At 72.3% G+C, this 20113-nt stretch carries 13 protein-coding genes; 12 read left to right on the top strand and 1 reads right to left on the bottom strand.

Going from position 1 to position 20113, the window contains the following annotated elements:
* The first annotated feature begins 45 nt into the window (after window positions 1–45).
* The 12 genes from HV826_RS20090 to waaL all read left to right on the top strand — a co-directional run bounded on the left by HV826_RS20090 (window position 46) and on the right by waaL (window position 19012).
* The gene (locus tag HV826_RS20090) at window positions 46–3012 is read left to right on the top strand and encodes a choice-of-anchor D domain-containing protein (RefSeq protein ID WP_176418641.1); all 2967 of its coding nucleotides are present in this window, start codon (window positions 46–48) and stop codon (window positions 3010–3012) included.
* A 108-nt stretch (window positions 3013–3120) separates the two neighbouring features.
* Window positions 3121–3507, top strand: a complete 387-nt coding sequence (locus HV826_RS20085; RefSeq protein ID WP_176418640.1) for a hypothetical protein — start codon at window positions 3121–3123, stop codon at window positions 3505–3507.
* 130 nt (window positions 3508–3637) lie between these two features.
* On the top strand, window positions 3638–5971 hold the full coding sequence (locus HV826_RS20080; protein WP_176418639.1) for a serine/threonine-protein kinase: 2334 nt from the start codon (window positions 3638–3640) through the stop codon (window positions 5969–5971).
* Window positions 5972–5991: 20 nt separating this feature from the next.
* On the top strand, window positions 5992–8274 hold the full coding sequence (locus HV826_RS20075; RefSeq protein ID WP_176418638.1) for a protein kinase domain-containing protein: 2283 nt from the start codon (window positions 5992–5994) through the stop codon (window positions 8272–8274).
* A gap of 301 nt (window positions 8275–8575) precedes the next feature.
* The gene (locus HV826_RS20070; RefSeq protein WP_176418637.1) at window positions 8576–9100 is read left to right on the top strand and encodes a MerR family transcriptional regulator; all 525 of its coding nucleotides are present in this window, start codon (window positions 8576–8578) and stop codon (window positions 9098–9100) included.
* Between the two features lie 42 nt (window positions 9101–9142).
* Entirely contained in the window at window positions 9143–9634 is a 492-nt protein-coding gene (locus tag HV826_RS20065) for a sigma factor-like helix-turn-helix DNA-binding protein (protein ID WP_002635080.1), read from the top strand.
* Window positions 9635–9739: 105 nt separating this feature from the next.
* Window positions 9740–11284, top strand: coding sequence for a bifunctional phosphoribosylaminoimidazolecarboxamide formyltransferase/IMP cyclohydrolase (gene purH / locus HV826_RS20060; RefSeq protein ID WP_176418636.1), 1545 nt, complete (start codon window positions 9740–9742; stop codon window positions 11282–11284).
* 3 nt (window positions 11285–11287) lie between these two features.
* Complete coding sequence (locus HV826_RS37865) at window positions 11288–14146, top strand: zinc-ribbon domain-containing protein (RefSeq protein ID WP_176418635.1); 2859 nt, start codon at window positions 11288–11290, stop codon at window positions 14144–14146.
* A gap of 1 nt (window position 14147) precedes the next feature.
* A complete protein-coding gene (gene purD / locus HV826_RS20050) occupies window positions 14148–15413 on the top strand; it encodes a phosphoribosylamine--glycine ligase (RefSeq protein WP_176418634.1) in 1266 nt (421 codons plus the stop codon).
* Window positions 15410–16522, top strand: coding sequence for an LptF/LptG family permease (locus HV826_RS20045; RefSeq protein WP_176418633.1), 1113 nt, complete (start codon window positions 15410–15412; stop codon window positions 16520–16522). Before purD ends, HV826_RS20045 begins: the two co-directional genes overlap by 4 nt.
* On the top strand, window positions 16519–17634 hold the full coding sequence (locus tag HV826_RS20040; RefSeq protein WP_176418632.1) for an LptF/LptG family permease: 1116 nt from the start codon (window positions 16519–16521) through the stop codon (window positions 17632–17634). The genes HV826_RS20045 and HV826_RS20040 overlap by 4 nt, the downstream gene beginning before the upstream one ends.
* A gap of 1 nt (window position 17635) precedes the next feature.
* Window positions 17636–19012: an O-antigen ligase WaaL gene (gene waaL, locus HV826_RS20035; protein ID WP_368670958.1), complete on the top strand. Its 1377-nt coding sequence runs from the start codon at window positions 17636–17638 to the stop codon at window positions 19010–19012.
* On the opposite strand, the gene HV826_RS20030 is transcribed toward waaL, so the two are convergent.
* Entirely contained in the window at window positions 18952–20040 is a 1089-nt protein-coding gene (locus HV826_RS20030) for a glycosyltransferase family 1 protein (RefSeq protein ID WP_176418674.1), read from the bottom strand. The genes waaL and HV826_RS20030 overlap by 61 nt on opposite strands.
* Window positions 20041–20113 lie beyond the last annotated feature (73 nt).

Raw genomic sequence — 20113 nt, 5'->3', positions numbered from 1 at the left:
GGCGCGCGGCGGCCAGGGTTGACGGTAGTGGGGAAGGGGTGGGCCATGACAGGGCGCTTGGGCTGGGTCGCCCTCGCGGTGGTGGGGTTGCTGGTCGGTTGCGCGGATCGCGAGCGCTCGGCGCTGGCGGACGGGCGGCTGACGGCGACGCCGGGTGGCGTCGACTTCGAGCGGGTGGCCATCTTCGATGCGCGCGAAGCGGAGATTTCGCTGCGCAACGTGGGCCGCGCACCCGTTGACGTGAACGAGGTCTGGGTGGAGGGCCCGGAGGGGGCCTACCGCGCCGAGTTCACCCATGAGGGGCCGCACAGCTTGCAGCCCGGGAGCGCGTGCTCGCTGCGCGTGCGGTTCGCGCCGCCCGCCGAGGGTTCTCAGCCGGCGGTGCTGGTGGTGCGCTCGGACACGCGCATCGAACCGCTGCTGCGCATCCCCCTGACGGGGAGCGGCGTGGACGCCTGGGCCCGCGTGTCGCCGCGGCGGCTGGACTTCGGCCGCATCGAAGCGGACGCCACGAAGGTGCTGCCGCTGCGCCTGGAGAACCCCACGGAGCTGCCCGTGGAGGTGACGCCGCGGCTGGTGGGCGCGGACCGCGACGAGTTCAGCGTGGAGCCGGTGACGCTTTCGCCCGGTGAGGGGCGCGAGCTCATGGTGACGTTCCACCCGGTGCGGGTGGGCCGCAAGCAGGTGGCGCTGGCGGTGTCGCCCTGCCGCGGCTGCGCGGACGTGACGGTGCAGGTGGCCGCGGAGGCGCTGGAGCGCGCGGTGGTGGCCGAGCCGGAGGTCCTGGACTTTGGCGCGGTGCCCGTGGACCGGGACGCGGTGCGCGAGTCGAGCATCCGCAACATCAGCACCGAGCCGGTGACGGTGACGCGGCTGACGCTGGAGGGCCGCGACGCGTCCTTCACCCACAACAGCGCCGGCTTCCCCCTGGTGCTCCAGCCGGGCGAGGTGCGGTCCTTCACGTTCCGCTACACCCCGGACCACCAGGGCGCGGCGCAGGACACCGCGCTGTACCACGTGGAGAGCCGCCGCCATCCGACGACGCCCGTGCAGTTGCGCGGCTACGGCGGCGCGCCGGAGCTGTGTGTGTCCCCGTCGTTCCACGACTTCGGCACGCAGCCGCTCGGCGCGAAGGTGCGCGTCATCGTCAACGTGAAGAACTGCGGCGCGTCCAACGAGGGCGGGCTCACCATCAACACGCTGGGCTGGCTGCCTCAGCAGGGTGGGGCGCCCCAGTTCAACCACACGCCGCTGGCGCTGCCGGTGACGCTGCCGCCCGGCGGCGAGGTGAACCTGGAGGTCTTCTACGAGCCCACCGAGCTGCGCGCGGCGGAGGGCTCGCTGGTGATGACGACCAACGCCTTCTCCGCGGCCACGGTGCAGATGGACTTCCGCGGCAACCCGGAGGCGCACGCGCCCTGTGAGCTCGCGCTCACGCCGCAGGCCCTGGACTTCGGCACCATTCCGCCCACGCAGGGCGCGGTGCTGGGGCTCAAGCTGGAGAACCGCGGCACCGACTTGTGCCCGGTGAAGAACATCCGCCTGCGGGACGACGGCGGCGGCGTCTTCACGCTGCCGGGCGGGGACCTCTACGGCGGCATCATGTACCCCGGCGACTGGTTCAGCTTCCAGGTGGCCTTCATGGCGCCCGTGGCGGGGGGGCACTTCACCGGCACCGTGCAGATTGAGCAGATGGAGCCGGCCAACCCGGTGATGCTGGTGCCGCTGGTGGCCAACACCCAGGCGGTGTGCCTGGTGGCCTCGCGCCGCTACATGGACTGGGGCGTGGCCCGGCCGGACTGCCCCGCCGAGCCCATGGAGGTGAACTTCCTCAATGCCTGCGCCGCGCCGGTGACGGTGAACGACGTGTGGATCGGGCCGGGCACCACGGATTCGGAGTTCGGGCTGTCGGCGTTGCCAGACCCCATCCCCTTCGTGCTGCCGCCCAACGAGGCCTTCACGGTGGGCGTGGAGTACTTCGGCCTGGTGTCGGGCATGAACCTGTCGCCGCTGTACGTGGGCTCCAGTGACTTGCCGGCGCCGCTGATGGTTCCGCTGGTGGGCGAGTCGTCGATGCGGGTGGAGAAGACGGACAACTTCGTCCAGCAGGACGTCAGCAAGGTGGACGTGCTGCTGGTGGTGGACAACACCGCCTCCATGGCGGTGGAGCACCCGCGGCTGGTGGAGGCCATTCCGACCTTCGTGCAGACGGCGTTGGACCGGGGGGTGAGTCTCAACGTGGCGGTGACGACGACGGGCATCCACCCGGTGACGCCGTCGGACCCGGCCAACGCGTGCCCGGGCGGCGCGGAGGGCGGCGAGGCGGGCCGCTTCTTCCCGGTGGACCAGTCGCTGCCGCGCATCCTCACGAACGCGACGCCGAACCTGGCCCAGCAGCTCCAGCAGAACGTGCAGGTGGGCCGGTGCGCGGAGGTGGAGCAGGGCTTCGAGGCGATGCGCCGCGCGCTGTCCCGGCCGCTGGTGAACGGCGCGAATGACCCGCGCACGCCGCTGCCCAACGACGGCAACGCGGGCTTCCTGCGCGAGGAGGCCGCGCTGGTGGTGCTGTTCGTCAGCGACGAGGACGACCACTCGCCCGACGCGGTGGACACCTACGTGGACTGGGCCCAGCAGCTCAAGGGACAGAACCAGCCGCAGCGCGCGACCTTCTACGCCATCGCTCCGCCGGCCGAGGGCTGCGCGACGGCGGGCGGCGCCGGTACCCGCTACTCGCAGGCCACCTCACGCACGGGAGGCGAGGTGGTGAGCGTCTGCGCGGAAGACTACCGGCCGCTGCTGCAGGCGGTGGGTGACAAGGCCTTCTCCGCGCAGGAGCGCTTCCCGCTGAGCGACCTGCCGGAGCCCGGCAGCGTGACGGTGATGGTGAATGGCACGCCGTCCACGACCGGCTGGACCTACGACGCGGCCACCAACAGCGTGGTGTTCAACATCGTGCCGCCAGCGGGCACCCGCATCGCCATCAACTACCGCCGTTCGTGCGACGCGATGTAACGCACCCGGAGGGCCGGATATCCGGCCCTCCACGGTGGTGTCAGTCCCCGGTGCTACAGGTCTGCTTCCGCCTGTGCGGATGACCAGAAAATTGGAGGTCACCTCGCGGTGTGTACCCTGAGGTCGTACCTGCAGCTGCCGAGGAGGCACCCGGTGAACTCCCAGGACTTTGAAGGAACGATGACGAGCGCGGCCCGCCCCTCTGGAAGGGCCCCTGGGCTGCGCGTCATCAAGGGAGAGGGGCAGCGGAGGGAGGAGCCGCTCGCTTCCCGGGACGCCGTGGCCCGGGTGCTGATGGAGGCCGGGGCGGACCTGCTGCTGCGGCGAATCAGCCCGGCGCGGGCGGGGGAGATTGAGCGGAAGGTGGACCGGGTCCTGGACCTGTTCGACCGGGTGGACGCGGCGCCGGTGCTGATGCCAGTGCTGAAGCGGCACCTGGACGAGCTGGAGACCCTGATGCGGGAGACCCGCGAGGTGCGGGCCGCTCGGAGATAGCGACAAAGGCCGTTTCCGGAGCAGTTGGGGGTTTGACCCTCCTTCCCGGTGCGCTTACGCTCGGGGCCATTCCGCGCCCGGAACTCGGGGCCACTCCAAGGGTGGTTGTTTAGGGGCCGGTCAGGTCGCCGTGTCCATCGAAACCTATGGCAGGTATCAGCTCCTGAAGCGTCTCGCCACGGGCGGGATGGCGCAGATCTATCTTGCGCGGCCTCAGGGGGCGGAGCCTGACAAGCGGGTGGTGGTCAAGCGGATCCTCCCGCACCTCGCGGAGAACGACGACTTCGTCAAGATGTTCCTGGACGAGGCGCGCATCGCCGCCCGGCTGAACCACCCCAACGTGGTGCAGATTTTCGACCTGGGCGCCCAGGACGACTCCTTCTTCATCGCCATGGAGTACATCCACGGCGACGACCTGCGCCGGCTGTGGAAGCAGTCGGAGCTGATGGGCCAGCCGCTGCCGGTGCCGCTGGTGTGCCGCATCCTCATCGAGGCCTGCGCCGGCCTGGACTACGCGCACAAGCGCACGGACCCGACGACGGGCCGGCCGCTGGGCATCGTCCACCGCGACGTGTCCCCCCAGAACATCCTGGTGACGTTCGAGGGTGGGGTGAAGGTGGTGGACTTCGGTATCGCCAAGGCGGCGGACCAGGCCACGGTGACCCGCTCTGGCGTGCTGAAGGGGAAGTATTCGTACATGTCCCCGGAGCAGGCGGCGGGCATGCGGGTGGACTGCCGCGCGGACATCTTCGCGCTGGGCATCGTCCTGTACGAGCTGCTCACCGGCACGCGCCTGTTCAAGCGCCCCAACGACATCCAGACGCTGACGGCGGTGTCGGAGTGCCGGGTGGTGCCGCCCTCGCGCGTGACGGCGCATGTGCCGGCGGACCTGGACGCCATCGTCCTCAAGGCGCTCGCGAAGGAGCTGCCGGACCGGTACCAGGAAGCGGCGCACCTTCAGCACGCGCTGGAGGAGTGGCTGCGCGCGCACCAGGCGCCCGCATCGTCCGCGCACCTGTCCGCCTTCATGAAGGAGGTCTTCGCGGAGCGGCTGGCCGAGGAGGCCCGGGCGGGCGATGTGCTGGGCGAGGACTCGGATTCGGGCGCGTCGAGGCAGGAGGCTCCGCCGCGCCGCACCGGCCTGCGGCCCGCGCTGCCGCCCCGTCCACCGCCGATGTCGCCGGAGGATGACGCGACGGCGGCGCTGCGCCCGCGACCGGCGTCCCGGACGGGCCGCTTCGAACTGGAGCCGGACAAGCCCGCGCCGCGGCAGACGGGACAGCGCCGGGCGGTGGAGCCCGAGCGGCCCTCGCGCTCCGGCATGAACGTGGCGCCTCCGCCGCCTCCTCCGCCCGTGGAGGAGGACGCGCCCACGGTGGATGCGCGCGCGCCCGCGTCGGTGACCCGGACGGACGTGAAGCTGGGCGGGGCCGCCGCCGCGCCGACGGACCCTCGAGGCGCTCCGCGGCCATTCGGCAACACGGGGCGCTTCGATGTGGGCGCGCCGGCCCTCCCCGTGGATGACGAGGATGCCCCCACGGTGGATGCCCGCGCCGGCGCGCGCTCGCAGGCACGAGGGGGGTTCGTCGTGGAGGAGGACGCGCCCACCATCGCCATGGTGGACACGGGCCGGCCCGCGCGAGTGGTGATTCCGCTGCGGGACGGGGAGCAGCTCGAGGAGGACGCCCCCACGCTGTCGCTGGGCATGGCGCGCGCGGCGAAGCGCCCCGTGGCCCGCGCGGCGGCGACGGGCGGCAAGACGTGGCTGTACGTGGTGGGGCTGGGGTTGCTGGTCGTCCTGGCGGTGGGCGTGGTGTTCTGGTCGATGCGCTCGACGGAGCCAACCCCGGTGTCCTTGGACCCGGAGGCCGCGGTGCCCGCGCGCGTGCCCATGCAGGCCGAGGCGCCGACAGAGCTGCGGCCCCCGCCCGTGGTGCACCATCCTCCCATGGAGGCCGCGCCCGCGCCGGTGCGGCTGCACATCGAGACGCAGCCCGCGGACGCGGTGGTGCTGGTGGATGGCCAGCGCCACGGCGAGCGGCCGGTCGTGCTCGAAACGGCGGTGGGCCAGCAGGTCGCCGTGCGAGTGGAGGCCGACCGGCACCAGGCGCAGACGCGCACGGTGACGGTGGGTGAGGAAGCGGAGCAGGTGGCGCGCTTCACGCTGGAGCCCGAGCCCGGTGCGGTGACCGCCGCGCCCGTGGCGGCGGTGGTTCGCGAGCGGCCGGCCCGGCCGGAGCCCCGGCAGGAGGGGCGACTGGCCCGGGTGCGCTTCGTCGTGCATCCATGGGCGGAGGTGACGTGCGGTGGCAAGCGGATGGGCGAAACGCCCTTCGAGGCCGTGGAGCTGCGCGTGGGCAGCTATGACTGCCGCTTCGTCAACCCCGACCTCAAGAAGACGCTCAGTCGACGTATCGAGGTGAAGCCCATCGACCTCAACGTCGTGAGCGTGAAGTTCGAATAGCACATGCCTTGGATGCTCCCGTGACGCTCGAAGCCGGCACTCACATCGGCAAGTACGTCGTCCGCCGCAAGCTCGCCGAGGGCGGCATGGCGGAAATCTACTTGTGCACGGCGCGCGGCGCGGAGGGCTTCGAGAAGGAAGTCGTCATCAAGCGGGTGCGCGCCTTCCTCGCCAGCGACCCGGAGTTCGTGGGGATGTTCATCGCCGAGGCCCGGCTGGCCTCGCGGCTGAACCACGCGAACGTGGTGCAGATTTTCGACTTCGACAAGCACGAGGACACGTACTACCTGGCCATGGAGTATGTGCGCGGCTGCTCGTTGTGGGAGCTGCGCAAGCGCGGCAAGGAGCTGATGGAGCCGGTGCCGCCCATGCTGGTGGCGCACATCGGCGCCGAGGTCGCCCGGGGGCTGCACTACGCGCACCGCGTCCGCGTCAATGGCCAGCCGCTGGACCTGGTGCACCGGGACGTCACGCCGCACAACGTGCTGCTGTCCTTCGACGGCGCGGTGAAGCTGACGGACTTCGGCATCGCCAAGGCGGGCAACAAGCTGACGCAGCCGGGCGTGCTGAAGGGCAAGTTCGCGTACATGTCGCCCGAGCAGGCCCGGGGCGAGGCCGTGGATGCGCGCACGGACATCTTCGCGCTGGGCGTGGTGCTGTGGGAGATGCTCACCGGCGGTCGCCTGTTCGACGGGGACTCCGAGGTGGCGGTGCTGCGCGCGGTGCAGCTGAGCACCATCCCGCCTCCGGCCCGGCTGAATCCGGACGTGCCGGCGGACCTGGATGCCGCCGTGGTGCGCGCGCTGGACAGAGACCCCGCGCTGCGCTTCCAGACGGCCGCCGAGTTCGAGCGCGCCCTGGCCCAGTGCGTGCTGACGCATGCGAGGTCCGTGGATGACACGGACCTGAGCGCCTTCATGCGCCGCTTGTTCCCCACCAGCCTCACCCAGGCGATTCCCACCGTGCAGGAGCGCACGCACGTCGTCGTGGAAGGGGAGCCGGCACCTGGGGCAGGGGTGGGGGCCGTGCCGCGCGAGCCCACCGCGGTGCTGGCGCCTCCTGGCCGCAGCGGCCTGGCGTTGCCGACATCTCCGGACGAGGACGTCAACGCGCCGACCTTCGTGTTGCCTCGCAGGGGCGAGGAGGCCGCGCTGGACGCGGCGCCGCTGCCGCCCATGGCCACGCCGATGATGCCGCTGCCCGCGGTGGCGTCGTCGCCGGTGCCTCGCGGTGCCGCCTCCAGCGAGGATTCACGGGCCGAGCAGACGCCGAGCAGGAGCTCGGGTGTCCCGGCGGTGTCTGGGAGCGCGCGAACCCCGAGTCGTCCGGACGGGAGCGCCGCCGTCGCGTCACCGTCAGGGCCCTCCGGGAGCCTGAGGCTGGCCAGCGCCTGGGACGATGAGGACGACGACGAGGAAGGGACCCCGTCGAATACAGAGCCAGAGTCGCGTCCCGGGATGTGGGCAGCCGCGCCTGAGGCTTCCGAGGTGCCCGCGGCGGGGGTCCATGCGTCCGGCCCCGAGGCTCGCGCGGCGAGTGCTCGTGCGCCCGGCCCCGACGCGCTCGCAGCGAGTGACCGTGGCTCCGGGGCCGAGGTGTCCGCGACGGGGGCCCGTTCGTCCGGTCCCGAGGCGCTCGCAGCGAGTGCTCATGGCTCCGGGGCCGAGGTGTCCGCGGCGGGGGCCCGTTCGCCCGGCCCCGTGGCCCCAGGGGCCGTGCCGACGGCGCGCCGTCCGTGGGCGCTGGGGCTGTCCGTGGCGTTGGGGCTCGCTGTCGTCGGGAGCGGCCTCGCTGTGATGCGGGGGCCCGGTGCAGCTCCTCCGGTGACGCCGACGGAGCCCGTGGTGGCCGCACCCGTTGTGGATGAGGCCGTGCCGGATGACCAGCCCGCGCCGTCAGCGGCGCCTGGGAGCGCCGGGAGCGGGGAGCAGGCGCCCGCCGTAGCCGCCGACGACGCCGCCGACGCCGACGCCGAGGTGGACGGGCTGATGCGCGAGGAAGTGCTCGTCGCCGCCACCAACCCGCCTGCCGCCCCCACGCCGGGTCCTGCTGAGCCCCAGGAGACGAAGCGCGTGCGCGCGGCGCCGGCCAGCGGAACGCTCCAGGTCCAGGCCGCGCCCTACGCCACCGTGTTCATCAACGGCAAGCGCATGGGCGAGGTGACGGGACGGGCGTCGTACCGGTTGCCCGCCGGCAACCACAAGCTCGTCTTCCAGCACCCGTCCGGCGAGCGCCGCTACGACGTCGCCGTCACCGCGGGAGGCACCGTCAGCCGCGAGTTCCGCGCCCCCAGGGGCCGCTGAACCAGGCCGGCTCCCGGCGCGGCGGCCTCACCGGCGGCCGCGCCAGAACCTGACCGCAGGTCCGAAGTCACCCGCCCGTGCTCGCTTCGGCTTGAGCGCCGTCGAAGTCCAGTGCTGAACGCTGCCGCCGCGCACCAGGCGAGCTGCCTTCGGCCTGTCACGCCTACCTCGCCCCACCTGCCGTCCCGCCTGTTCAAAGGCGCGCGATTCGTCCGTCGCCGCCTGCCTGCCTGGTGGTCTGCCTTGACACCCAACCGTCCGTTCTGGCACTCAGTGGCCTCCACTCAGTGGATTATATTCAATGGAATCCATGGACCTGCTGGCTCCTGAGGAGATTGCTCGGATCGAGCGCGAGAACGCGAGCGGTCTGCCCGCGAGCGCCATCCTGGAAATCTTCCGGCCACGGGGCGTGCGCCTCTCGGAGGCGACGTTCCGGAAGTACGTGCAGGCGGGCTTGCTACCCAGGAGCCGCCGGGTGGGCCGGAAGGGGAAGCACCAGGGGAGTGTCGGGCTCTACCCGGTGGAGGCGGTGCGCCGCATCAATGTCATCAAGAAGATGATGGCGGAGGGGCACACCCTGGAGGACATCAAGCGGTCCTATGTCTTCCACGGCAACTACATCGACCAGTTGGAGCGGGACCTGGCGGGCCTCCTGAATGGGTTCCAGGAGGAGCTGGGGGACCGTGCCTTTGGGGGGGAGCATCGGCGTACGCTTGAGGCGCAGCTAGCAACCTTGCGGCAAAGAGCGCAGGATCTGGTCCGGGATGTCGCCCGGCTGGGTAGTGCCGTGACCGCACGCGCAGACGAAACCATCCGTTCGCAATAGAATACCCGGGAACCGGGTAGACTGGCCTCACGTGGAGGGGACATGTCGGAAGTGAAGCAGCTACAGGAGGAGGGGGGGGACCAGGAATCGGACCAGGCGCAGGAGCGCCGCCGTTCCAAGACCATGTCGCGCAAGGAGATGGCGCGCGACCTGCGGAGGCGGCGCCTCACGGGGCAGGTTGATCCCGAAGAGGCCGACCTGCTGAAGCAGATGGACGACACGCGGCCCCGCACGCGCGCGGACTGCATCAACGGTCCCCGGCCGTGCAACTTCGTCTCCTGCAAGCACAACCTCTACCTGGACGTGAATCCGGAGACGGGGTCCATCAAGCTCAACTTCCCGGACAAGGAGATCTGGGAGCTGGAGCACACCTGCGCCCTGGACGTGGCGGAGAAGGGCGGCATCACGCTCGAGGAGGTGGGGGAGATCATGAACCTCACCCGTGAGCGCATCCGCCAGGTGGAGACGCGCGGGCTGATGAAGCTGCGCGAAGCCACCGAAGCCGAGCCGCCGGTTTCGGCTCGCAAGCCCTGATGTCCGCGGGTGGTTTCCACCCGCAAATGTAGGGCCGACGTGTTGCGTTGACACCCCAGGGGGTGGTTGCTACTACCGCCGCTTCCCGCACACCGAGGCCCACACGTGCTGGCTCTCCTGAGCGTTTCCGACAAGCGAGGTCTGGTTTCCTTCGCCCAGGGGCTCGTCCGCCTGGGCTTCCGGTTGTTGTCCACCGGGGGCACGCTGGAGGCGCTCAAGGGCGCGGGGGTGCCCGTCACCAAGGTGTCCGAGCACACGCAGAGCCCCGAGATTCTGGGTGGCCGCGTGAAGACGCTCCACCCCCGCATCCACGGCGGCATCCTGGGACGGCTGGAGCTGGAGGCCGACCGGGAGGAGATGAGGGCGCACGGCATCGAGCCCATCTCCCTGGTCGCGGTGAACCTGTATCCGTTCCGGCAGACGGTGGCCTCGGGCGCCGCGGAGCCGGAGGTCATCGAGCAGATTGATATCGGCGGGCCCGCGATGGTGCGCGCCTCCGCGAAGAACTTCCGGCACGTCTCGGTGGTGGTGGACCCGGACGACTATCCGGCGGTGCTGGCGGAACTGGAGCAGCGGCAGGCGGTGAGCGAGGACACGCGGCGCCGGCTGATGCGCAAGGCCTTCGCGCATACGGCGGCCTACGACGCCTCCATCTCCGCGTGGCTGTCCGCGCAGGCGGGCGAGCCGTTCCCGGGGGAGCTGTCGCTGGCGTTCCAGAAGTCGCGGGACCTGCGCTACGGGGAGAACCCGCACCAGCGTGGCGCCTTCTACCGCGAGCACGCCACGCCCCAGGAGCCGACGGTCGCCTTCGCCACGGTGCTGCAGGGCAAGGAGCTCTCGTACAACAACATCCTGGACCTGGACGCGGCGCTGGGCCTGCTGCTGGAGTTCCCGGAGGCCCCCGCGGCCGTCATCATCAAGCACAACACGCCGTGCGGGGTGGCGGTGGACGGCGCCCTGGTGAAGGCCTACCGCACCGCCCGCGCGGTGGACGAGGTCTCCGCCTTCGGTGGCATCGTCGCGCTCAACCGCGAGGTGGACGCGGACACGGCCCAGGCCATGGCGGAGACGTTCCTGGAGGCGGTCATCGCGCCGTCCTACTCGCCGGAGGCGCTGCGGGTGCTGGCGGCGAAGAAGAACCTGCGGCTCCTGGAGGCGGGCCCCGCGCTCGCCAGTCCCCAGGCCCGGCCGCGTGCCCAGCTGGACGCTCGCAGCGTGTCCGGCGGCATGCTGCTGATGGACCGGGACGCGGTGGAGCCGCCGCTGTCGTGGAAGGTGGTCTCCAAGCGGGCCCCCACGCCGGAGGAGGAGCGGGCCATGCGCTTCGCCTGGAAGGTGTGCAAACACGTCAAGAGCAACGCCATCGTCTTCGCCTCGGGTGACCAGCTGCTGGCGCAGGGCGGGGGACAGACGAACCGGGTGGACTCGGTCCGCATCGCGATGCACCGCGGCGGAGCGGCCCTGCAGGGGAGCGCGGTGGCCTCGGACGCCTTCTTCCCGTTCCGGGACGGCCTGGACGAGGCCGCCCGGGCGGGGGCCACCTGTGTCGTACAACCCGGCGGTTCGGTCCGTGACGCGGAGTTGATTGCCGCGGCGGATGAACATGGGATGGCCATGGTGCTGACGGGAGTGCGACACTTCCGGCACTGAGCCATGCGCATCGTCTGTCAGAAATGCGCGGCCGCCTACGCGATTGATGACAAGCTCATCACCGCCAAGGGCGTTCGCGCGCAGTGTCCTCGCTGCCGGAACCTTCAGTTGGTCCGGCGCGATCCCTCGGCTGTGCCCGCTGCTGGCGCGCCGGCTCCGGCGTCGCAGCCCGCGGCGCCCGTCACGCTGACGCCTGTCTCCGGCGCCGCGCCCGCGTCGAATCCCGCGGACGACCTCTTCGGCGACTTCGGTGCGCCGCCGCCCGCCGCGCCGACACCTGGCGCGGCTCCGGCGCCCAAGCCGGTCCAGGGCGAGCGCGCGTCCGGCTCGGACCTGTTCGGCGACTTCGGGGCGATGCCGTCGCCGGCTCCCGCGTCCGCGCCGCCCGTGGACCCCTTCGCGGACCTGGGGACGCCGGCGTCGGGAGGCGGTGGGGCGGGTGCGGAGGACCCGCTGCTCGACTTCCTGGGACCGGCGCCCGTCGCGCCGCAGGGCCTGGAGTCCCAGCCTTCGCGTCCGGCGAAGCCCGCCGCCGCGCCGGCCGCGACGTCCGGTTGCCGCGTCTGCCAGAGGCCGCTGACGGACTCCTTCGACCAGGCGCTCGGCATCTGTGACGACTGCCGCCAGCCTGGTTCCGCGCAGGTGCCGCCCGCCGCCGCGAGCCGTCCGGCCGCTCCGGCCGGGAGCTCTGACTTCCTGCCGCCCATGGCGGACCTGGGTGGGGGCTCCGCGTCGGGGGTGGAGGCGCAGGGCTCCGCGCCAGCGCCGGGGACCGAGTCCCGCGGTGGCGCGCGTGTGCCCATCAGCACCGACATCATTCCGGACATGGGGCCGGAGCCTCGCAGTGGCCTCCGCGCCTCCTCGCCGCAGCTGGGCGCGGAGCCTCGCAGTGGTTCGCGCTCCGCGCCGGTGCGCATCAGCGACGGGCGCTCCCGTGGAGGCAAGGGCGGGCTGGTGGCGGGCCTCGTGGGGCTCGTCGTCGTGGGCGGAGGCGTGGGCGGTTACTTCCTGTACCAGCAGCAGCAGGAGGCGTCGCGCCGCCAGGCGGGCCCTCCGCCCGCGGCCCCCATCCCGGAGGCGGTGCAGGCGGTGCTGCCTCGCTGGAAGCTGAAGTACCTGGAGATTCAGGGCACCAGCGCGGAGCGGTTCGCGTACGGGCAGCAGCAGCTCGCCCGTGACGAGCGCTTCGCGTACGCCGAGGCGGAGGAGTCCTTCCAGCAGGCGCTGGTGCTGGACCCGGCCAACGACGCCGCCATCGCGGGCTACGTCCAGGCGCTGGCCCTGGGACGCGGCGCGCGCATGGACGACGCGACGTTCCAGGAGGCCCGCGCGCTGCTGTCGGCGGCGGAGTCCCGGTCCGGCCGCACGGCGCCGCTGCTGCTGGCGCACGCGAACCTCCTGCTGGCCCGCTCCGGGCAGCCCGAGCAGGCCCGTCCGCTGGCGGAGGAGCTGCTGGCCCGCGCGGAGCTCCCCGACGCGCAGAAGGCCGAAGCGCACCTGGTGCTGGGCCGCACGTGGCTGTCGTCGTCCCGCGAGCTGGCGCGCAGCCACTTCGACTCCGCGCAGAAGCTGTCGCCGGACATCAAGCGGCTGCACTACTACCGCGCGCTCGCGCATGTGTCGGGCGGTGAGTACTCCGCCGCGCTGGACACCCTGCGCAAGCGGCTGGAGGCGAGCCCGAAGGACTGGGAGAGCCTGGCGCTCACCGCCCGCATCTACCAGGAGGTGGGTGAGCCCGCGGAGGCGCGCAAGCTGTACGAGGCCCGGGTGAAGGCGGAGCCCGGCGAGCTGCGCGCGCTGCTGCCGCTGGCGATGCTGCGCTACCAGGCGGAGGGCAACGCCGCGGGCGCGGTGAGGGACTTGCGCGCGCTGATGAAGAACCGCGCGCGCTACGACGCGCCCGAGGTGGCCGAGGTGCTGGTGCACCTGGCGGCGGCGGAGCGCACCGCGGGCAGTCAGGACGCGGCGGTGAAGTCGGCGGAAGAGGCCCTGCGGCTCGTGAAGGACCTGCCCGAGGCGCAGCTCCAGCTCTTCCTGGTGGCCCTGGGCCGCCGCGACGCGGAGAAGGCGCGAGCCCATCTGCCGGGCTTCCGCGGGCAGTTGGAGGACGGCGCGCTGGAGAAGGTGCTCGAAGGCCGGCTGCTGCTCCTGGAGAAGAAGCCGCTGGAGGCCCTGGAGGCCTTCCAGGAAGCGGTGAAGCTGGACGCGCGGCGGCTGGACGCGCAGCTGCTGGCGGGCGTCGCCGCGGCGAGCGCGAAGCGGCGGGACGATGCCTTCCGCGCGCTGCACCAGGCCTTGCAGTCAGACCCGCTCCGGCTGGAGCCGCGGCCCGCGACGTCCGCCTACTGGCTGCGCCCACGCGAGACGGTGGAGGGCGTGGAGGGGGCCATCCTCGCGCTGTCCGAGGGGCCGGAGGACCCGTCTCCGCTGCTGTACGAGGGCCTGCTGCGCTTCCACCAGCACCAGTTCGACGCGGCCGAGCGCCATCTGCGCAGCGTGTTGGAGGTGGACGCGAACAACGCGGGGGCCCTGGCCTACCGCGCGCTCATCGCGCTGCGGCGAGGTGCGACCGCGGAGGCCCGGCGCCTGGGCGAGCGCTCCGCGGCGGCGGGGCGGCAGCTGCCGGTGTCGCACCTGGCGCGCGGCCTGGCGCTGGCGGAGGCCCGGCAGGTGGAGCCGGCCAAGCGCGCGCTTCGGGACGCGCTGGCCCTGGCGCCCACCCTGCTGTCGGCGCAGGCGCGGCTGGCGCAGCTGGAGTCTGCCCGGGGCAAGGACGCGGCGCGAGACACCCTGGTGAAGGTGGTGGGGTTGGATCCAGCCTACCTCCCCGCGAAGCGGATGCTCTACCTGTTGGAACGGTGAGGTGGATGTGAAGGTCCTGCTGCTCGGTTCCGGTGGCCGTGAGCACGCGCTCGCGTGGAAGCTGTCGCAGAGTCCCTTGTTGACCCAGCTCTGGTGCGCTCCGGGCAACCCGGGCACGGCGAAGCTGGGCACCAACGTGGCCCTGCGCGCGGACGCACCCGCGGAGGTCGCCGCGTTCGCGAAGCGCGAGGCGGTGGACCTGGTGGTGGTGGGCCCGGAAGCGCCGCTGGTCGCGGGCGTCGCGGACGCGCTGGCCGACGCGGGCATCGCCTGCTTCGGGCCCGTGGCGGCGGGCGCGCGCATCGAGGGCTCCAAGGCCTTCGCGAAGGAGATCATGGCCGAGGCCGGCGTGCCCACCGCCGCGTTCCGGACGTTCACCGACGTGGCTGCGGCGGAGGCCTACGCGGTGGCGCAGGGCCGCATCGTCGTCAAGGCGGATGGCCTGGCGGCGGGCAAGGGCGTCATCGTCGCCCACGACGTGGAGGCCGCGCGCGCGGCGGTGCGGGCCGTGGGCGCCATGGGCGTGGCGGGCCAGACGATGGTCCTGGAGGAGCTGCTGGAGGGCGAAGAGGTGTCGGCGATGGCGCTGTGTGATGGCGAGCGCTACGCCATGCTGCCCTTGTCCCAGGACCACAAGCGCGTGGGCGAAGGCGACACGGGGCCCAACACCGGCGGCATGGGCGCGTACAGCCCCGCGCCCTTCCTGTCCGCCGCGCAGCTCGCCGAGGTGGGCGAGCGCGTGGTTGCCCCGACGCTGGCCGTGCTGCGCCGGCGCGGAATTCCCTTCCGGGGCGTGCTGTATGCGGGGCTGATGCTCACGCGCGGCGGCCCGAAGGTGCTGGAGTTCAACGCGCGCTTCGGTGACCCGGAGACGCAGGTGCTGATGATGCAGCTGGGTGAGGACCTGCTGCCGTTGCTGGACGCGTGTGCGCGGGGCGCGCTCACGCCGCGGACGCTGGTGTCCGCGCCCGGTGCCTCGGTGGGCGTGGTGCTGGCGGCGCGGGGCTATCCGGATGCGCCGCAGAAGGGCCAGCGGATTGAGGGGCTGGACGCGGTGCCGCCCGACGCCACGGTGTTCCTGGCGGGCGTGGAGGCGCGTGATGGCGGCGTCGTGACGGCCGGAGGCCGGGTGCTGACGGTGTGCGCGCGGGGCGAGGACCTGGCGCAGGCGCGCGAGCGGGCCTACGCGGCGGCGGCGGCCGTGCGCTTCGAGGGCATGCACTTGCGCCGGGACATCGGCGCGCGAGGGATGAAGGCCGCCCCGTGAACCGCCTTTCGCGCTACCTGCTCCGGGAGCTGTTGGTCCCGCTCGGCGTGTGGGTGGCGTTCATGTTCCTGTTGCTCTTCGTCATGCAGTTCCTGCGGGGCACCGACGTGCTGCTGGGCTCGTCGGTGACGCTGGTGGACCTGGCGCGGCTGCTGGCGTACCTGGCGCCGCACTTCCTGATGATGGCGCTGCCCATCGCCTTCCTGCTGGCCATCCTCCTGGGGCTGGGGCGGCTGGGCGAGGACCGGGAGCTGGTCGCGCTCCAGGCGCTGGGCATCGGGCCGGTGCGCCTGCTGGCCGCGCCGATGGGCATCGCGGTGGCGCTCAGCGTGCTGATGCTGGTCATCACCTCCACGGCGCAGCCCTGGGGCCTTGCGGGCTTGAAGGTGCTGGTGAGCGAGGTCATCCGGAAGAACGCCGTGGGCGACGTGAAGTCCGGCGTCTTCTACGAGGACCTCAGCAACCTGACGCTGTACGCGGAGCAGGTGTCGGCGGACGGGAAGTGGACCCACGTGCTCCTGCATGACGACCGGGAGGCGAACTCGCCGCTGCTGGTGCTGGCGCAGCGGGGGCAGGTGGGCACGTCCACCGGCGGGGAGGTGCTGCGCTTCGCGCTGGAGGAGGGGGAGGTGCACCGCTCCGCGGGCCGCGAGACGGAGGAGTACAGCATCATCCGGTTCGACCAGGCCGAAATCAGCGTGGGCATGGGCGCCTCCATGGGCAAGCGCAGCCGCTTCTCGTTCTCCCGTGAGGAGCTGACGCCCGGCGAGCTGATGGAGGCGGCGCGCGAGGCGGAAGCGCGGGGCGAGGATGCGCGCGTGTTCCGGATGGCGCTGCACAGCCGGTTGGGGAACGCGCTGGCGCCCATCGCCTTCGCGCTGCTGGGCACGCCGCTGGCCATGGGCCGGCGCCAGTCGGGCCGGGCGTGGGGCTACCTGCTGACGCTGGGCGGCTACGTCCTCTACTACCTGCTGAGCCGCGTCTTCGAGCAGATGGGGCAGAAGGGCCAGTTGCCCGTGGGCCTGGCGGGGCAGATGGCCAACCTGGTGTTCATCGCGGTGGGGCTTTGGGCCCTGTTCCGGGTGAGCCGCTCGGGGACGGTCAAGTGAGGGGAACGCTCTTCCTCTACGTGCTGCGCACGTACCTGCGCTTCGTCCTGGGCATCCTCGGGGGGCTGGTGCTGGTGTTCGTGGTGGTGGACTTCGTGGACCGCGCGAAGCTCTACACGGGGCCGGGCTGGGTGCGGGACGCGGCGGAGCTCTACTTCTACAAGGCGATGATGTCGGTGCAGCAGCTGGGGCCGGCGGCGCTGCTGCTGGCGGCGGGCACCACGGTGTCCGCGCTGCGCAAGCAGGGCGAAGTCACCGCCATCCGGGCGCTGACCTTCGGCCCGTCCGCGCTGTACCTGCCCATCCTCGTGGCGTCGTTCGTGGCCTGCGTGGGGCTGGTGGCCTTCGACGAGCGGGTGGCGACGTACTCCGGCCGGCGCGTGGACGAAATCTCCACCCAGCGCTTCAACAAGTGGGGCGACTGGCGCTTCTACTACACGCCGAAGCAGTGGTTCCGGCGCGGAGACAACATCTTCTTCCTCCGGGGCGGCAGCGCGCAGGAGGGGTTCCAGGACGTGTCCGTCTTCACGGTGACGGAGTCCTTCAACCTTCAGCGGCGCCTGGACGCCTCCGGCATGTTCCCGGTGGAGGGCATGCGCTGGCGCCTGACGGACGTGGTGGAGCGCACCTTCGACGGCGAGGGGAAGACGTCCGTGCGGCAGCTCCCGGAGGCGGAGTACGCGCTGGGCGTGGCCGTCACCGCGTTCCGCATCCGGCCAGGGCGTCCGGAGCAGATGCGGGCGTCCGAGCTGCGCGAGCAGATTGTCGCGCGCCGCGACGTGGGGCTGGCGACGAAGCAGTTCGAGCTGGCCCTGCACAACCGCTTCGCCTACCCGATGGCGGCCTTCCCCGCCGCGCTGCTGGGGGTGGGGCTGGCCCTGCGCGCCAACCGGCGGGGGCACCTCACGGCCGCCATCATCGAGGGCCTGCTGACGGCGGTGGCGATGTGGGGCTTGATGATGGTGTGCCGGACGCTGGTGCTCACGGAGCGGCTGTCTCCTGGCGTCGCCGCGTGGGCGCCCACCGTGCTGCTGGGCCTCATCGCGGGGGCGGTGTGGTTGCGGCGCGAGGGCCGGCTGTCCCTGCCGCGGCGCTGGCTGCCGGTGAGGTAGCGTGTCCGCGCTCATGGGAACCGCGTCCGAGCTTCCGCTGGACCTGCGCTGGCGCCGCGCCATCAACGCCGTGCTGGTGACGTGGACCGTGGGCCTGGTGCTGGCGGAGGTCGTCCTCCAGGTGGCGACGGGGGCGGCGGTGCTGCTGGCGGCGATTCTGCTGGTGCGGGGGCGGCTCCGCCTGGCGCCGGACGTGCGCGCCTATGCCGGGGCCAGCGGGGTGCTGTGCCTGTGGCAGGCGGTGTCTCCCGCGGTGGCGCTGCTGACGGGCGCGGCGGAGGCGTGGCCGCGCGGCTCGCGGTACGGGCAGGTGCTGGACTCGGTGGCGGGCGCCGCGGCCGCGTGCATTGGCGCCGTGGGCGTGCCGTGGCTGCTGCTGGCGGGCGTCCTGGCGGGAGGGTGGCTGTTGGCCGCGCTGCTGGGGGTGTTCCAGAACCGGGTGCGCTGGTCCATGGAGCTGCCCGCCTTCCTCAAGCTGAACCTGGGGCGGCTGCACGAGAACTTCGGCACGGAGGAGTCTCCGCGCTACGCGGCGGGTGGCTTCTTCTCCCACCGGCTTCGCTTCGCGCATGGCGCCATCGCGGCGCTCGGGCCCGCGCTGTCGGTGCTGGGCAGCGCGGACCAGGCGCGGCGGCGCATCCTGGCGGGCGCGGTGGTGATGGGGATGCTCATCTCCATCTACAACGCCTTCGCGCGAGCGGCGCTGGGCGCGGCGCTGCTCGTCAGCGTGGTGGCGCTGCTGCTGCTGGTCCAGGGGTCCGCGCGGAAGCTGGGGCTGGCGCTCATGTTCGCGCTGGTGGCCGTCGTCTCCATGAGCCCGGCCTGGCGCACGCGCCTGGAGAAGGCGCTGGGCAACATCTACGGCGGCGAGCGGGAGCACGCCATGGTCGTGGGCTGGAGCCTGGTGCGCGAATACCCGCTGACGGGCGTGGGCTTCGGCAACCACAAGCCGGCGGCCCTGGCCACGCAAGACGAGACGGGCATCACGGACTTGCTGGCCACCGATTCGCACAACCTGTGGCTGACGGTGTGGGCGGAGACGGGCCTGGTGGGGCTGTTGCTGATGCTGGCGATGCACGGCTTCCTGGGGCGCGCGCTCATCCGGCGCTACCGCGAGGGCTCGCTCGCGGCCACGGGCGCGCTGCTGTCCTGGGTGGGCTTCCACATCCTCGCGCTGGTGCACTACCTCCCGTTCCACTCCAGCGTGTACCTGTCCTTCTCGCTCGTCTGGGGCCTGGGGTTGTGCGAGGGCAGTGAGCGCCTGCGCGGCCGGGAGGCCCGTCAGGGCCGCTTGCCGCTGGAAGGCGCGCCCACGCCCTATCGGCCAGGCGTCCCGCGCGAGCCTCCGGGCGCGGGGGTCTCCAGCACGCGGCGGTAGACGGCCAGGGTGCGCCGGGCACAGTCGTCCCAGGTGAAGCGCGCCACGCGCTCCCGGCCCAGCTCCACCAGCTCCCGGCGCAGCGCGTCGTCGCGGAGCACGCGCAGCGTCGCTTCACGCCATGCCGCCGCGTCGTCCGGGGGGAGTCTCAGCGCCGCGTTGCCCACGACCTCGGGCAGGGCGGTCGCGTCCGCCGCCAGCACCGGACAGCCCGCGCCCATGGCCTCCAGGGCCGGCAGCCCGAAGCCTTCGTAGCGTGAGGGCAGCAGCAGCGCCGACGCCGCGCCGTAGAACAGCGGCATCTGGTCCTCGGGCAGCTCCTCCAGGTCGAGCACGTTCTCATGAAGCCCCAGCTCGTGCGCCACCGCGCCCTTGCCCGCCAGCAGCACCACGGGCACCGGCAGCTCCCCAGCGAAGTCCCTCAGCAGCGCCAGGTTCTTGAAGCGCTTGGCGTTGCCCACCGCCGCCACGTAGCGCGCTGGCAGCGCGTACCGTTCGCGGAACGCGGCGGCCTCGGCCTGGGTCGGCGGCTGGAAGCGGGCGTCCACTCCGTTGTGAATCACCTGGAGGCGGTAGGGCGACAGCTTGAGGTGCTTCGCGAGCTCGTCGCGTGAGAACCCGGACACCGTCACCAGCGCGGTGGCCCGCTTCGCGCGAGGTCCCACGACGACGCGGTAGTAGAGGGACTGGGCCGGCGAGTACTGGTCCGCCAGCGCCAGGTGGTTGGCGTCGTGGAGCGTGGCCACCAGCCGCCCGTTCCAGAAGAGGGGCAGCGAGAAGGACGTGGCGTGGAACGCGGCTGGCGCCAGCCTCACCAGGTCCGCCGCGAGCGCCGGCTGCTCAATGGGCGAAAGAAACCCGGCCAGCGCGCGGTGAAGCGGCATGCGTGGCGTCAGCTCACCCAGGTCGGGAGCGAGCCCTTCGGGGGGCACCAACGCGGAGAAGCGCAGGTCGGGCGCGAGCGCGGGCATCCGCCGCGCCAGCTCCAGGGCGTAGCGGGCAATCCCATGCAGCCGGCCACGCACCATGCGCAGGTCGAGGAGGACGTGAGCCACGGCCTCCGCGTATCACACGCGCGGCCTCCATGGGGGCGGGCGGGCA

The sequence above is a fragment of the Myxococcus sp. AM010 genome (assembly GCF_013372585.1).
Classification (GTDB): Bacteria; Myxococcota; Myxococcia; order Myxococcales; family Myxococcaceae; genus Myxococcus; species Myxococcus vastator.
Note: the sequence above shows the minus strand (reverse complement) of the source record. Positions and strands in the feature narration are given on the sequence as shown.

What these genes read in the sequence shown, in the direction of transcription:
- HV826_RS20090 (WP_176418641.1), top strand. Translation starts at nt 46, where the DNA reads ATGACAGGGCGCTTGGGCTGGGTCGCCCTCGCGGTGGTGGGGTTGCTG.
- HV826_RS20070 (WP_176418637.1), top strand. Translation starts at nt 8,576, where the DNA reads ATGGAATCCATGGACCTGCTGGCTCCTGAGGAGATTGCTCGGATCGAG.
- HV826_RS20065 (WP_002635080.1), top strand. Translation starts at nt 9,143, where the DNA reads ATGTCGGAAGTGAAGCAGCTACAGGAGGAGGGGGGGGACCAGGAATCG.
- HV826_RS37865 (WP_176418635.1), top strand. Translation starts at nt 11,288, where the DNA reads ATGCGCATCGTCTGTCAGAAATGCGCGGCCGCCTACGCGATTGATGAC.
- HV826_RS20030 (WP_176418674.1), bottom strand. Translation starts at nt 20,040, where the DNA reads ATGGTGCGTGGCCGGCTGCATGGGATTGCCCGCTACGCCCTGGAGCTG.